Source organism: Microbispora sp. ZYX-F-249 (assembly GCF_039649665.1).
Classification (GTDB): Bacteria; Actinomycetota; Actinomycetes; order Streptosporangiales; family Streptosporangiaceae; genus Microbispora; species Microbispora maris.
This window is the reverse complement of sequence record NZ_JBDJAW010000015.1, coordinates 1-14111: the sequence shown is the minus strand read 5'-3', so window position 1 is coordinate 14111 and position 14111 is coordinate 1. Positions and strand designations below refer to the sequence as shown.

The 14111-nt window shown below is 74.0% G+C and carries 11 protein-coding genes; 6 read left to right on the top strand and 5 right to left on the bottom strand.

Annotated features, from left to right (window positions below; genetic code table 11):
- The first annotated feature begins 60 nt into the window (after positions 1–60).
- On the top strand, positions 61–1836 hold the full coding sequence (locus tag AAH991_RS19110) for an ABC transporter ATP-binding protein (RefSeq protein WP_346227213.1): 1776 nt from the start codon (positions 61–63) through the stop codon (positions 1834–1836).
- Positions 1833–3731 (top strand): ATP-binding cassette domain-containing protein, encoded by a 1899-nt coding sequence (locus AAH991_RS19105; protein ID WP_346227212.1) that lies wholly within the window; start codon positions 1833–1835, stop codon positions 3729–3731. Before AAH991_RS19110 ends, AAH991_RS19105 begins: the two co-directional genes overlap by 4 nt.
- Here the strand turns inward: AAH991_RS19105 and AAH991_RS19100 are convergent.
- The 4 genes from AAH991_RS19100 to AAH991_RS19085 all read right to left on the bottom strand — a co-directional run bounded on the left by AAH991_RS19100 (position 3633) and on the right by AAH991_RS19085 (position 8449).
- Positions 3633–4289: a response regulator transcription factor gene (locus AAH991_RS19100; protein ID WP_346227211.1), complete on the bottom strand. Its 657-nt coding sequence runs from the start codon at positions 4287–4289 to the stop codon at positions 3633–3635. The genes AAH991_RS19105 and AAH991_RS19100 overlap by 99 nt on opposite strands.
- Before the next feature lie 189 nt (positions 4290–4478).
- Positions 4479–5399 (bottom strand): hypothetical protein, encoded by a 921-nt coding sequence (locus AAH991_RS19095; RefSeq protein ID WP_346227210.1) that lies wholly within the window; start codon positions 5397–5399, stop codon positions 4479–4481.
- 171 nt (positions 5400–5570) lie between these two features.
- Positions 5571–6488, bottom strand: coding sequence for a hypothetical protein (locus AAH991_RS19090; RefSeq protein WP_346227209.1), 918 nt, complete (start codon positions 6486–6488; stop codon positions 5571–5573).
- A 119-nt stretch (positions 6489–6607) separates the two neighbouring features.
- A complete protein-coding gene (locus AAH991_RS19085; protein ID WP_346227208.1) occupies positions 6608–8449 on the bottom strand; it encodes an AMP-dependent synthetase/ligase in 1842 nt (613 codons plus the stop codon).
- 177 nt (positions 8450–8626) lie between these two features.
- Here AAH991_RS19085 and AAH991_RS19080 point away from each other — a divergent pair, with 177 nt between their 5' ends.
- Positions 8627–10135, top strand: coding sequence for a peptide MFS transporter (locus AAH991_RS19080; RefSeq protein WP_346227207.1), 1509 nt, complete (start codon positions 8627–8629; stop codon positions 10133–10135).
- Positions 10136–10142: 7 nt separating this feature from the next.
- Here the strand turns inward: AAH991_RS19080 and yczR are convergent, their stop codons facing one another.
- Entirely contained in the window at positions 10143–11564 is a 1422-nt protein-coding gene (gene yczR / locus AAH991_RS19075) for a MocR-like transcription factor YczR (protein WP_346227206.1), read from the bottom strand.
- 64 nt (positions 11565–11628) lie between these two features.
- Between yczR and yczE the strand changes: the two genes are divergently transcribed.
- From yczE to AAH991_RS19060, 3 genes are all read left to right on the top strand, one after another.
- The gene (gene yczE, locus AAH991_RS19070; protein ID WP_346227205.1) at positions 11629–12267 is read left to right on the top strand and encodes a membrane protein YczE; all 639 of its coding nucleotides are present in this window, start codon (positions 11629–11631) and stop codon (positions 12265–12267) included.
- Positions 12264–12800 carry a hypothetical protein gene (locus AAH991_RS19065; RefSeq protein WP_346227204.1) on the top strand — a complete coding sequence of 179 codons (537 nt, stop codon included), beginning with the start codon at positions 12264–12266 and terminating at the stop codon, positions 12798–12800. The genes yczE and AAH991_RS19065 overlap by 4 nt, the downstream gene beginning before the upstream one ends.
- Before the next feature lie 35 nt (positions 12801–12835).
- Positions 12836–14111: glycoside hydrolase family 15 protein (locus tag AAH991_RS19060; RefSeq protein WP_346227203.1), on the top strand; the 1276-nt coding region annotated here is incomplete at its 3' end.

Sequence of the window (14111 nt, the reverse complement as noted above, 5' to 3'; positions counted from 1 at the left end):
CGGCCGCCCAGGCTTCCGCGTTTGCGGCCCCGTCCCGCCCTCGCACTCCTGGAGGACCACGTGAGCTCTCGTTCGGCGGACCTGCTTATCGCGCGGGCCGTACGGCGCGGCGGCCCGTGGCTGGCGGCGCTGGCGGCGGCGGCGTTGCTGGGCGCCGCCGCCGACCTGCTGCTCCCCGCGGCGCTCGGCCGCGCGGTCGACGCCGTGGTGGGGGCCCAGGCGGGGAGCGGACCGAGGGCCGGCGCCGGGCTCACCGGCCCGCTCGTGGCCGCCGCGCTGCTCGTCGCGCTCGTGGTCGCCTGCGACACCTTGCGCGTGCTCGCGGCCGGCGTGAGCGGCGCGCGGGCCGCGCAGTGGCTGCGCTCCCGGGTCGTGGCCCACACCTTGTCCGTCGGCGCGGGCATGACCCGCCACCTCACGCCGGGCGAGCTCGTCACCCGCGCCGGGGTGAACGTGGAGGAGGCCGGGCGGACCCCCGAGGCGGTGGTCACGGCCGCCACGCTGATCGTTCCGGCGGCCGGCAGCGTCGTCGCCCTCGCGTTGATCGACCCGTGGCTCGCGGTCACGCTGGTGGCCGGTCTGCTTCTGATCGTGGCCGTGCTGCGCGCCTTCATGCGCAGGACCACGGCGGCCTCCGGCGGCTACCAGCAGGCCCAGGGGGAGATCGCCGCCATGCTCGTCGGCGCCCTCGCCGGGGCCCGCACCATCACCGCGGCCGGGAGCGAGGACCGCGAGGCCGCGCGCGTGCTCGCCCCGCTCCCCCGACTGCGCGCCCACGGGCTGGCGCTGTGGCGGCTGCAGGCGCGGGCCGGTGTCCAGGCCGCCGTCGTCATCCCGTTCCTGGAGATCGCGGTGCTCGGCGTCGGCGGACTGCGCCTGGCGGCGGGCGGCCTCACAGTCGGCGAGCTGCTCGCAGCCGCGCGCTACGTCGTGCTCGGCGCCGGCCTGGGGTCGGCGCTCGGCTACGCGGCCCGCATCGCCCGCGCCCGGTCGGCCGCCATGCGGCTGGAGCAGCTTTTCGCCGTGCCGGCCCCCGCGTATGGGGACCGCACGCTGCCGACCGGCCCCGGCACCCTGGAGCTGCGCGAGGTGACCGTACGGGCCGACGGCGTGCGGCTGCTGAGCGGCGTCAGCCTGGTCGTGCCGGGCGGCACGTGCACGGCGGTCGTGGGCCGCTCGGGCTCGGGCAAGTCGTCGCTGGCCGCCGTGGCCGGCCGGCTCGTCGATCCCGAACGCGGCGCCGTGCTGCTGGACGGGGTGCCCCTGCGGGAGATCGGCCGCGAGCCGCTGCGCCGCGCGGTCGGGTACGCGTTCGAGCGGCCCGCGCTGTTCGGCGAGACGCTGGGCGAGGCCGTCGCCTTCGGGCTGGGCGCCCGGGACGCCCCCGGCGAGCGGAGCGAGGACACCGTGCGGAGCGAGGACACCGTGCGGAGCGAGGACACCGTGCGGGCCGCCGCGGCCGCCGCCTGCGCCGACGCCTTCATCCGGCGGCTGCCCCTCGGGTACGCCACTCCGGTCGGCGACGCGCCGATGTCCGGCGGCGAGATGCAGCGGGTCGGGCTCGCCCGTGCGTTCGCGCAGGCCGGTCGGCTGCTGATCCTGGACGACGCCATGTCGAGCCTCGACACCGTGACCGAGCGGCAGGTGGCGCGCGCCCTCACCGGGAGCCTGTCCGACCGCACCCGGCTGGTGGTGGCCCACCGGGTGACGACGGCGGCGCAGGCCGACCAGGTCGTGTGGCTGGAGGACGGGCGGGTCCGCGCGACCGGCACACACGAGCGGCTGTGGCGCGACCCCGGCTACCGGGCGGTGTTCCAGGCGGAGGAGGACTCGTGAGGCGGCGCACCCTCGCCGGGATGCCGCGGCAGGCGGACGCGTGGCAGGCCGGCACGCGCCGCGCGGACAGACAGGGGGCCGACAGACAGGAGGCCGATATGCGGGGCGCCGATACGCGCAGGGCCGGCGCGCGGCGCGTGGTCACGGGGGCGCTGACGCGAGAGCCGTCCCGGCTGCTGCTGCTGGCCGCCTGGTCGGTCGGTGAGACCCTGCCCGCGCTGTGCGGCGGGTACGCCGTCGCGCGCGCGGTGGACGACGGCTTCGCCGCCGGGCGGCCACTGGCGGGTCTGGCCTGGCTCGGCGTGCTCGCGGCCGCGTGGACGGTGGCCGCGGTGGCCGCCCGGCGGGTGCTGCTGCTCATCGCCGGAATCGTCGAGCCCTTCCGCGACGATCTGCTGGAACGCGTGGTGACCGGGGCGCTGCGGGCCGGGCGGGGCGGCGACAGCGCGGCCGTCGCCCGGATGAACCATCAGGTGGAGCTGGCCAGGGACGCCCTGGGCGCGATCATCACCGTGGTCAGGACCTTCGTGTTCACGCTGGTCAGCGTGGCGGTGGGGCTCACGACGCTGGCCCCCCAGGTCGTCCCGCTCGTGCTGCCGCCGGTGGCCCTGGGCCTCGGCCTGTTCCTCGTCTCCCTGCCCGCCCTCGCCCGGCGTCAGCGCGAGTTCATCGTCGCCGACGAGCGTACGGCGGCCGCGGTGGCGGCGATGGCGAGCGGCCTGCGGGACGTGACGGCCTGCGGCGGCGAGGAGCGCGTCGCGGCGAGCGTCGGACGGGAGGTCTTCCGGCAGGCGAGGGCCGCGCGGGCGCTGGCCCGGGTGACGGCGTCGCGGACGCTGTCGCTGGCGGTGGGCGCGTGGCTGCCGGTCGTGCTCCTGCTCGCGGGCGCGCCCTGGCTGGTGCGCCAGGGGGTCACCGGCGGGGTGATCCTCGGCTCGCTGACCTACGTGATGCAGTCGCTCGCCCCCGCGCTCGGGGGCCTCGTGCAGGGCCTCGGCGTCAGCGGCGTCCGTCTGGCCGTCACGCTGGAGCGCATCCTGCACGCCCCCGGCCCGCCCGTGCGGCACGGCGACCGGCGGCCCGGCGGCGTCCGCCTGGAGCTGCGCGGGGTGCGCTTCGCCTACGGCGCCGCCGGCCGGAAGGCCGCCGAGCCGGTGATCGACGGCCTGGACCTCGTCGTGCCGGAGGGTGACCACCTGGTGGTCGTCGGCCCGAGCGGGATCGGCAAGTCCACGCTGGCGGCGCTCGTGGCCGGCCTGCTGCGCCCGGACGACGGCGAGGTCCTCGTCGGCGGCGTCCCGGCCGCACAGGTCCATCCGGCCGCCCGCGCGCTGATCCCCCAGGAGGCGTACGTCTTCCCCGGCACCCTGGCGGAGAACCTGACCTACCTCGCGCCGGGGACGCCGCCGGAGCGGGTGGACGAGGCGGTGGCGGCGTTCGGGCTGGCGGATCTCGCGCGGCGCACGGCGGGCGGCCCGCTCGACCCGGCCGAGCTGTCGGCGGGCGAACGGCAGCTCGTCGCGCTGGCCAGGACCTACCTGTCGCCCGCCCGGCTGGTCGTGCTCGACGAGTCGACCTGCCATCTCGACCCGGCGGCGGAGGCGCGGGCGGAGGCGGCGTTCGCGGCGCGCGAGGGCACGCTGATCGTCGTGGCGCACCGGATCTCCTCGGCCCTGCGGGCCCGGCGGGTGCTGGTCATGGACGGCACCCGCGTCCTGCTCGGCACGCACGCGGAGATGGTGGCCGCCTCGCCGCTGTACGCGGACCTGGTCGGCCATTGGGAGGCGCCGGGGCCGCTACCGGCGGGAGCGGTAGCGCAGGATGCCGATGTCGCGCCCGGCCGCGGGCCAGAGCCAGCCGCACTCGGAGGCGATCTGGATCGCCTCGACGCGTGAGCGGGCGCCGACCTTGGTGAGGATGCGGGACAGGTAGTTGCGGACCGTGCCGCGCGACAGCGACAGGCGGTCGGCGATCTCGCCGACGGTCGCGCCGCCGGCGGCGGTCTCCAGGACGTCGAGCTCGCGCGCGGTCAGCGGGTTGGCGTCGGCGTCGAGCGCGGCCACCGCGAGCTCGGGGTCGATGACGCGCTCCCCCTTCGACACGCGGCGGATGCAGTCCACGAGGTGGCCCGGCGAGGCGTCCTTCACGACGAAGCCGCGCACGTTGGCGTCCAGCGCCTTGCGCAGCGCGGTGGGCGTGCCGAGACCGGTGAGCACGACGGTCTTGCAGGAGGGTAATCGGCGGTGCAGCTCGGCCGCCGCGGTGAGGCCGTCGACACCGGGCATCCCGATGTCGAGCACCGCGACGTCCGGACGCCGCAGGCAGCCGAGCCGGACGATGTCCTCACCCTTGTCCGCCTCGGCCACCACCTCGAGGTCGTCCTCGCTCGACAGCAGAGCGACCAGCGCCTTGCGGATGAGGTGCATGTCCTCGGCGAGCATCAGTCGGATCAAGCCAGACCCCCCTACACGCGGTGCGAGCGGGTGCTCGCCGTTCGTGACCGCGGCGCTCCACTCACTATGCAGGTTTCACGCGCACGCCGGGACCTCTCTACCCCAACTGTCACCTTTAATCAGGAACCACGTCAGAGAAAAAGCCGACGCCCGGCCCCCGTACGGGAGCCGGGCGTCGCGGAGGGATTCCTAGTGGCGCCAGACCTTCACGTAGTCGGTCGCCTCGGAGCCCTTGAGACGGCGGTTGCCGTCGAACCGCACCGCCCAGGTGCCGGACCGCCAGGCCCGGACCGTGGCGGCGAAGTCGCCGTCGCCGTCGGTCTCGATGGTGTCCACGTACTGCCAGCGGCGGGAGCCCGAGGGCTGGAAGTAGACCTCCACGTCCTGGGAGCCCAGCCAGCGCCAGTCGTTCCAGTAGTTGCGGCTGTCGGAGCAGTAGCGGTCGCCGCCGCGACGGCCGGAGAAGTCGTTCCAGTCGTCGTAGTACCAGTCACCCCAGCACTTGGCGACCTGCAGCGTGCCCTTGAGGGTCAGCGAGCGGCCCTTGCGGACCGGCTCGGGCGTGGCGTCGAAGCCGGCGATGCGGGTCGCCTTCGGGCCCGACGGGCGCGGCGCGTGCCACTCGTTGCGCTTCACCGTGAAGGTCCGGTCGGCGGTGTACTTCTTGCCGTCGAGGCCGATCGCCTCCACGTGCACCTTGTAGGTGCCGGTGCGGTCGCTCCAGTCGAAGCGCCACGACCGCGACGCGTGGTCGAACTTCGGACCGTCGTTCGGGCCGCCCTTGCGCTTGCCGAACCAGTGGTCGCCGCCGTGGTCGCTGCGGCCCCTGGGACCCCACAGGTCGATGTCGACGCTCTTGACGTCCCTGGTCGTGACCCGGGCGGTGACCTGGGCCGACCGGCCCTTGTTCACCACGACCACGTTCGGGTCGACGTCGACCGACAGGATGCGCGGGTCCGGCGTGTACGGCTTGCGGGCGTTGTCCGAAGGAGTGGAGTCCGACTTGGGCGTCGGCGAAGGCGCGACAGGGTCCGCGTACGCGGGCGCAGTCGCGAGCGCCGTGGCGCCCATGGCGACCGCTACCAGAGCGGTAGCGACTCGTTTCTCCATGAGGCTAAATCCTCTCCCCGTTTCAAGGATCGCGCCCCGGTTTGGGGCGCACCTACGTCATAGACGTCACAAGGAGGAGAAAAGTTGCCTCACTCTTGGGCTTAAAAGATTACAAAATGGTAACTGACCACTATGTCCGACTTTATGCTCTCACAAGACATAGAGCGGCTTTTATGCCTCGCGCTGCGGACTTGTGTCGGCGGCATATCTGGACGTACCGGCATATTCGGCACGCCACGCGCCTTCTCCGTCCACCCGGACCCGGGCGCTGAACCAGCCGTCCCTGCGGGTGACCGCCTCGCCCACGGTCCTCCAGCGAGGCGACCCGGCGGGCCGGAAGCGTACCTCGACCCGCTGCCCCGCGAAGGGCCGGTAGTCGACCTTGCCGACCGGGTCCACCCGCAGCAGCGTCCCGGTGACCCGGACGGCTTCGCCGTCGCGCACCGCCTTGAGTCCCTCGATCTCGGTCGCCCGGCGCAGGTTGAAGCCCGCCCGGGCGACGGCCCGCTCGCCCCGCGCGTTCACCGCCGTCGCGGTGACCGTCCAGGGGCCGCTCCGATACCACCGCGACAACGGCTTGTCCGGGAGGAACCGCCAGGTCTCCCACTCCCCCGGCGACGCCGGGGAGACGCGCCAGGCCGGCCGGCCCCCCGCACGCGACACCCCCACCATTCCGGGCATCGCGGACGCCAGCCCGCCCAAGCCCGGCAGGGGCCCGACAGCGGGCACCGAACCGGGCACCGAACCGGGCACGCCGGGAGCCGGGAGGCCGGACTCCGGAGGGGCCGACGGCACCGGCACGGCGTCGCCCGACGGCGGCGAGGGGGACACGTCCGGCTCGGGCGGCTCCTTGCCGGGCTCGTCCTCGTCCGCGGGAGCACGGCCGGGTTCCAGGACGACGGAGACGCGCTCCGCGCCGCGCGCCACCACGTCGACGACCAGCCGCACCGACCCGCTGGGGCCGACCACCGGATCGGACGGGCGCACCTCGACCGAGCGGATGGCCAGGTCACCGGGGGCGGGGGCCGGCGCGGCCGCCGCCGTCGTCGCGGCCGCGAGGGCCAGCGTCGCGAACAGAGGTCTCATCATGCCCCGTGACCGTACGCACGACCGGGGGCCGCCCCGCCCCCGACACACTCCCGGGCAGGTAAAAAGACGGCCGGTGAAACCCGGTCCGGTCGTGCGGCCCGGTGAGAACCTCCCCGCGCTCAGCCGGCCGCGTACAGCTCCTCGATCACGTCGGCGTACCGCGCGTGGACGATGCGGCGCTTGAGCTTGAGGCTGGGGGTGAGCTCCTCGGTCTCGGCGGTCCACTCGGCGGGCAGCAGCCGCCACCTCTTGATCTGCTGCACCCGGGCGAGCCTGCGGTTGGCGGCCTCGACGGCCGCCTCGATCTCGGCGAGCACGTCCGGATGCCCGGCCAGGTCGGCCAGGGACCCGAAGGGGATGCCGCGCGCCCGCGCCCACTCGGGCGCGACCTCGCCGTCCAGGGTGAGGATCGCCACCGGGTACGGCCTGCGGTCCCCGTACGCGAGGGCCTGCCCGATGAGCGCGTGCTCCTTCAGGTGCCCCTCGATGACGGCCGGGGACACGTTCTCCCCGCCCGAGGTGATGAACAGCTCCTTCTTGCGGTCGACGATGCGCACGAAGCCGTCCTCGTCGATCGACCCCACGTCGCCGGTGTGCAGCCAGCCGTCGGCGTCGAGCAGCTCGGCGGTCGCCTCGGGGAGGCCGAGGTAGCCCCGCGTATTGAGGGGGCTGCGGGTGAGGATCTCGCCGTCCTCGGCGATCCGCACCTCGACGCCCGGCTCGGCCCGGCCCACCGTGCCGAGCTTGAAGACGTCCGGCGAGTTGGCGGTGAACGCGCCGGTCGTCTCGGTCATGCCGTACACGTCGATGACCTTCAGGCCGAGGCCGGCGAGGAACCGCTGCACCTCGATCGGCATCGGCGCGGCGGCGGTGGCGCACCAGCGGGCCCGGTCGAGCCCGATCATGCCGCGGATGAGCGACAGCAGCGCCGCGTCGGCCCGCTCGTACGCCTCCCGCACCTCGGGCGTGACCGTGTGGCCGTACTGCAGCCCTTCGATGTAGGCGAGCCCGGCGGCCATCGCGGCGCGCACGTTCTCCTGCTGCTCGGGCGGCTGCCCGGCCAGCAGCGCCTGCAGCCGGGCCGTCAGCTTCTCCCAGACGCGGGGGACGCCGAAGAACAGCACCGGGCGCACCTGGCCGAGCGTCGCGCCGAGGTTCGCCATGTCGGTGCAGAAGTACACGTGGTTGACCTTGACCAGCGGCAGGTACAGGCTGAGCACGCGCTCGGCGATGTGCGCGTAGGTGAGATAGGAGATCTGCGTGCCGTGCGTGGGCAGGTCGATCATCCGCTGCGTCGTGGCGAGTTCGAACAGCACGTTCGTGTGGGTCAGCGGGACGCCCTTGGGGTTGCCCGTCGTCCCCGAGGTGTACAGGACGCTCAGCGTGTCCTCCGGCGTCACCGCCCGCCAGCGCGCGTCCACCGCGGCCGGGTCGGCGGCCAGCGCGTCGGCGCCGATCTTGAGGAACGCCTCCCAGCTCAGGAAGCGCTCGTCGTCTTCGGGGGCGCCCTCCAGCATGACGATCCTCTTCAGCGCGGGCAGCTCGCCGAGGATCGGCTCCCAGCGGGCCAGGTCGGCCGGGCCGCCGAGCACCGCGATCCGCGCCCCGACGTCGCGGGCGACGTAGGCGACCTGCTCGGGGGCGAAGGTGGCGTAGACGGAGCAGGGGACGGCTCCCGCGTGGACGGCGCCGAGATCGGCGAGCACGTGCTCGCTACGGTTGACCAGCATCAGCGCGACGGCGTCGCCCGGCCGCAGGCCCAGCGCGGCGTAGCCCGCGGCGATCTCCAGCACGCGCCCGTGCGCCTCGGCGTAGGTCAGCGTCGTCCACTCGTCTCCCGCGGGATCGGAGTACGCCGGCGCGTCCGGATGCTCCCGCGCGGCCCAGCTGAGCTGCTCGCACACCGTTCTGCCCGCGATCTCCCGCTCGATCGCCGCCCGGTCCTCAAGTACGCCGGTCATCGCGCCTCCCAAGGGGCATCTCGCACGCGTGGCATGCATCGCATCACAAAAGATCAGCTCCGGACAAGACCCCGGTGGCGAGAAGCGCGACCGGATGTGGTATGGCCTGCCACCACAATCGGACAAATAAGACATAAAGGCAGGTAAGGTACGAGAACGATGCGGGGGGGAGAACGCATGGCATCCGGAAGATCGGGTCCGCCGGTGGGAGAGCGGACCTTCTTCGGCCATCCACGGGGGCTGGCCACGCTGTTCGGCACGGAGATGTGGGAGCGCTTCAGCTACTACGGCATGCGCGCCGTCCTCGTGCTGTTCCTGACCGCGCCCGTCGCGCGCGGCGGCATGGGCCTGCCCGAGACGACCGCCGTCGGCGTCTACGGCGTCTACATCGCCTCGGTCTACCTGCTCGCCCTCGTGGGCGGGTGGCTGGCCGACCGGCTGCTCGGCGCGCGCAGGACCGTGCTGGCCGGCGCCCTGATCATCATGGCCGGCCACGTCAGCATGGCGATGCCCATGGCCGGGGGGTTCGTCTGGCTCGGCCTCGTGCTGATCGCGCTGGGCAGCGGGCTGCTCAAGCCGAACATGTCGGCGCTGGTGGGCGAGCTGTACCGGCACGAGGACGACGCCCGGCGCGACTCCGGCTACACGGTCTTCTACATGGGCATCAACCTGGGCGCGTTCCTCGGCATCATGGTCGTGCCCTGGCTCCAGACGGGCGGCCGATGGCACCTCGCCTTCGGGGCGGCGGCGGTCGGCATGGCCATCGGCCTGGCGCAGTACATCCGGGGCCGGGCCACGCTGTGCGGCGCCGGCGAGGAGCCGGACCACCGGCTCACACCCGAGGAGCAGCGGCGTTTCAAGCTCGTCGCGGGCGTCGGGCTCAGCGCGGGAACGGCCGCGCTGGCCCTGTGGGCGCTCAGCGGCACGCTGACCGTGGACCGGTTCGCCCTCGTGCTCACGGTCGTGACGGCGGCCGTGCCGATCGCCTACTTCGCCTTCCTCTTCTCCTCACGCGAGATCACCGCCGAGGAGCGGACCGGGTTGTTCGCCTATGTGTGGCTGTTCCTCGCCGCCGCGATCTTCTGGCTCGTCTACGATCAGGCCGGCAGCGCGCTGCTGCTGTTCGCCAAGCACGACACCGACCTGGACGTGTTCGGCTTCTCGATCCCGCCGGGCTGGGTGGGCAACGTCAACTCGCTCGCGATCATCCTCGTCGCCCCCCTCTTCGCGCAGATGTTCCTCAAGGCCGGCACCCGGATCAGCACGCCGCTCAAGTTCGCGGTCGGCCTGGTGGTCGTCGGGCTGAGCTTCGTCGTCATGTCGGTCGCGGCCGGCATCGCCTCGGGCGGCGTGAAGGTCTCGGTCATGTGGCTGCTGTCGGTCTACCTCATCCAGACCGTCGGCGAGCTGTTCCTCAGCCCGGCCGGGCTGTCGGTCACCAACAAGCTCGCCCCCCGGGCGTTCGAGAACCAGCTCATGGGCCTGTGGTTCCTCTCCATGGCCCTCGGCGACTCCGTCGGCGGCCAGGCCTACCGGCTGACCAGGGTCGTGCCGATGCCGGCGTACTACCTCGCCCTCGCGCTCGCCGCGATCGCGGCGGGGCTCGTCATGCTGGTGTTCGTCCGCAAACTCCGCGTGCTGATGGCCGAGCACGACCACGTGCCGCCCGTGCCCGCGCCCAGCTGAGGACCGGTCACAGGATCGGCGTGAGCGGCTCGCGCGGCCGGTAACCGGCGGGATCGCGGGCGATGCGGCGCACCGCCTCCTCCAGCACGGCCGGGGGCTGGGTGAACGGCAGCCGCAGATACCGCTCCAGAGCGCCGTCCACGCCGAACCACGGTCCCGGGGCCAGCCGTACGCCCCGGGCGGCGGCGGCCTCGGCGACCGCGTCCGCCACCGGCCCGTCGAGCCGCACCCACAGCGAGCCGCCACCGCGCGGCACCGTGAACGCCCAGCCCGGCAGCTCCTCGCGCAGGACCCCGGCGAGCGCCGCGCACGACGCGCCGAGCCCTCGGCGGCGCTCGGCGCGCGCCTCCTCGATCCGCCCGAACAGGCGTGCCACCACGAGCTGCTCGAACACCCCGCCCGCGATGTCGACGGCGGCGCGGAGCACGGCCAGGCGGCGCACGGTCGCGGCGCTCGCCCGGATCCAGCCGACCCGCAGGCCGCCCCACCACAGCTTCGAGGCCGACCCCACACTGATCACCCGGCCGTCGGTGTCGAACGCCGCCAGCGGCGCCGCGCGCGCGGTGTCGTCCAGCGCGATCTCGGCCCAGCTCTCGTCGGCGATCAGCGTGACCCCGTGCCGGCGGGCCGCGTCCACCAGCGCGCCGCGATCGGCGTCGGACATCAGGTGGCCCGTCGGGTTCTGGAAGTCGGGGATGACATAGGCGAGGCGGGCCGCCGACTGCCGCATCGCACAGGTCACCAGGTCGAGGTGCCAGCCGTCCTCCTGGACGCCCACCGGCACCAGGCGGGCTCCCCGCAGCCGCGCCGCGTCGATCGCGTGCGGGTAGGTCGGCGATTCGACCAGCACCGGGCCGCCCGGCTCGGCGAACGCGGACATCAGCAGGTGGACAGCGTGCTGGGCCCCGGCCGTGACGAGGATCTGCTCGGGCCGGGTGGGCAGCCCCCGCTCGCCGTACCTGCGGGCGATCGCCTCACGCAGCGGCGCGAGCCCGGCCGGGTGGTAGCCCATGCCCAGCGCGTACCGGTGATAGGCCCGGCCCGCCTCCTCGAGGGCCTCGCCGAGCAGGGCGGTCGCCGGGGGCGCGGCCGCGTGCAGCGGCAGCAGCCCGTCGTCGTCGGACGCGAGCCACGGGTTGTCGGTCCCGAGCGCACCGGCGTCGGGCAGGGCCGTACGGCTGCCGGACCCCTGCCTGCTCTCCAGGTAGCCCTGCTCGCGCAGCCGGTCGTACGCCGCGGTCACGGTGGTGCGGCTCACACCGAGCGCCTCGGCCAGATGCCGCTCGGCCGGCACGCGCACTCCGACGGCGAGCCGCCCGTCGAGGACCAGGCCGCGCACCGCCTGCGCGAGCGCCCGGTAGTAGGGCCGGGCGTCCGATGGCACCCGGACGAGCCGGGCGAGCTGGGGAGCGCTGAGATACCGATCCATGAAGGCCAATTTCTCTGATTGGCCCTTTCCTCGCAACCCCACCGGCCTGCACGATGGGCCGACTATGACCGAACTCTCCCTTCCGCGCCCCCGCTCGCTCCCGCTGCGGCTCGTCCGTCTCTACGCCGGCCTCGTGCTCTACGGCGGCGGCATCGCGCTGCTCGTCAGGTCCGGGCTCGGCCTCGACCCCTGGGAGGTCTTCCACCAGGGCATGTCGGTGCGCACCGGGTGGTCGATCGGCCTGTGCATCAACCTGGTGGGCGCGCTGGTGCTGCTGCTGTGGATCCCCCTGCGGCAGCGGCCCGGCCTCGGCACGATCAGCAACGTCCTGGTGGTCGGCACCAGCGCCGACGGCGTGATGGCCCTGGTCCCCGCGCCCGCGGCCTGGCCGGTGCAGTGGGCCTTCCTCCTGGGCGGCATCCTCGCCATCGCCGCCGCCTCCGGGCTCTACATCCACGCGGGCTTCGGCCCCGGGCCGCGCGACGGCCTGATGACGGGCCTCAACCGGCTCGGCCTGTCGATCCGGGCCGCCCGCACCGTCGTCGAGATCACCGTGCTCGCCGTGGGCTGGCTGCTCGGCGGCACGGTGGGCGTGGGCACACTGGTCTTCGCCCTGACGATCGGCCCGGCGACGCAGGTCTTCATGAAGCTGTGGGCTCCCGCCGGGGACTCCGCCCGGCCACCGGGTACGAAGCCTGCATGATGAGGCGAGCGCTGTGGGAAGGCCTGGTCGCCGGGGCGGCCGGGGCGGCCGTGATGACCCTCGGCGAGAAGCTGGAGCAGCGGCTGACCGGACGGCCGAACTCCTACGTCCCGGCACGGGTCCTCGAACGCCTGACCGGCATGGCCGAGCGGTCCGGGCGCGCGTCCGACGCCGTCAACTGGGCCATGCACTACGGCGAGGGCGCGCTGCTGGGAATCCTGCGGTCCGTGATGGCCCACGCCGGGCTGCGGGGCCCGTGGTCGTCGGTGAAGTTCGCCGTGGTGCGGCTCACCAACGACCAGATCCTGGAGAACGCCACCGGGGTCGGCGCGCCGCCCCCGACCTGGCCCCGCCTCGAACTGGGCGTGGACCTGCTCCACAAGGCCGTCTACGCCTTCGCGACGGGGGTCGTGGCCGACGCCCTGGCCGGCCGTACGGGACCGGGCCCCGGGCAGCGGCACGCGCGGACGCGCCCGGGCCGGCACACCGGCGCCGGGCCGCTGCCCAGGGAGGAGGCCCACGCCCGGCGCTGAGGGGACACGCCGTACGGCGCGGGGGAGGTGAGCGCATGCGGATCGAGGACTACGCACTGATCGGCGACACGCAGTCGGCCGCCCTGATCGGCCGGAACGGCTCGATCGACTGGCTGTGCCTGCCGCGCTTCGACTCCCCCTCGTGCTTCGCCCGCCTGCTCGGCGACGAGTCCAACGGCTTCTGGCGGATGGCCGCCGTGGGGCGGGACACGGCCGCCCGGCGGGCGTATCTCGAGGACTCGCTGGTGCTCGCGACCGACTGGGAGACCCCCACGGGGACGGTCAGGGTGGTCGACTTCATGCCGGTCCGCTCCGGCAACCCCGACCTGGTCCGGATGGTGGAGGGCCTGTCGGGGACGGTGGAGATGACGACGGAGATCCGCATCCGCTTCGACTACGGCCGCATCGTGCCGTGGGCCCGCCGGACAGGTGCCCATCTGCACGCGGTCGGCGGCCCCGATTCGGTGTGGATCCACTCCCCCGTCCCGCTGCGCGGCGGCGACTACCGGCACGAGGCGACGTTCACCGTCGCCGCAGGTGAACGCCTGCCGTTCGTGTTCACCTGGCACCCCTCCCACCAGCCGCAGCCCCCGGCCATCGACCCCCTCGCCGAGCTCGGCCTGACCGTCGACGCGTGGCGGCACTGGGTCTCCCGGTGCGGCTACCGGGGTCCGTGGCGCGACGCCGTCGTCCGCTCGCTCATCACGCTCAAGGCGCTGACCTACAGCCCGACCGGCGGCATCGTGGCCGCCCCGACCACGTCGCTGCCCGAGCACCTCGGCGGCGTGCGCAACTGGGACTACCGCTACTGCTGGCTGCGCGACGCGGCGATGACCCTCGACGCGCTCCTGCGGGCGGGGTACGTCGAGGAGGCGGACGCCTGGCGCGTGTGGCTGCTGCGCGCCATCGCGGGCCGCCCCGAGGACCACCAGATCATGTACGGCGTGGCCGGCGAGCGGCGGCTGCCGGAGATGACGCTCGACTGGCTGCCCGGCTACGAGAACTCGGCCCCCGTGCGGATCGGCAACGGCGCCGCCGGCCAGTTCCAGCTCGACGTCTACGGCCAGGTGGTCAACGCCCTCTACCGGGCGCGCAAGCGGGGCATGCCGCGGGACGACTACACCTGGTCGCTGCTGGTGAAGGGCGCCGAGTTCCTCGAGCACAACTGGGACCGGCCCGACGAGGGACTGTGGGAGGTGCGCGGCCCCCGCCGCCACTTCGTCCACTCGAAGATCATGGCGTGGCTCGCCATGGACCGCATGACCCGGGGAGCCGCCGAGCTCGGCCGCACCGGGCCGTTCGGCCGGTGGG

Bases quoted from the DNA above. Each gene is read 5' to 3' on its own strand.
- AAH991_RS19095 (WP_346227210.1), bottom strand. From the start codon at position 5,399: ATGGAGAAACGAGTCGCTACCGCTCTGGTAGCGGTCGCCATGGGCGCC.
- AAH991_RS19090 (WP_346227209.1), bottom strand. From the start codon at position 6,488: ATGATGAGACCTCTGTTCGCGACGCTGGCCCTCGCGGCCGCGACGACG.
- AAH991_RS19085 (WP_346227208.1), bottom strand. From the start codon at position 8,449: ATGACCGGCGTACTTGAGGACCGGGCGGCGATCGAGCGGGAGATCGCG.
- AAH991_RS19080 (WP_346227207.1), top strand. From the start codon at position 8,627: ATGGCATCCGGAAGATCGGGTCCGCCGGTGGGAGAGCGGACCTTCTTC.
- yczR (WP_346227206.1), bottom strand. From the start codon at position 11,564: ATGGATCGGTATCTCAGCGCTCCCCAGCTCGCCCGGCTCGTCCGGGTG.
- yczE (WP_346227205.1), top strand. From the start codon at position 11,629: ATGACCGAACTCTCCCTTCCGCGCCCCCGCTCGCTCCCGCTGCGGCTC.
- AAH991_RS19065 (WP_346227204.1), top strand. From the start codon at position 12,264: ATGATGAGGCGAGCGCTGTGGGAAGGCCTGGTCGCCGGGGCGGCCGGG.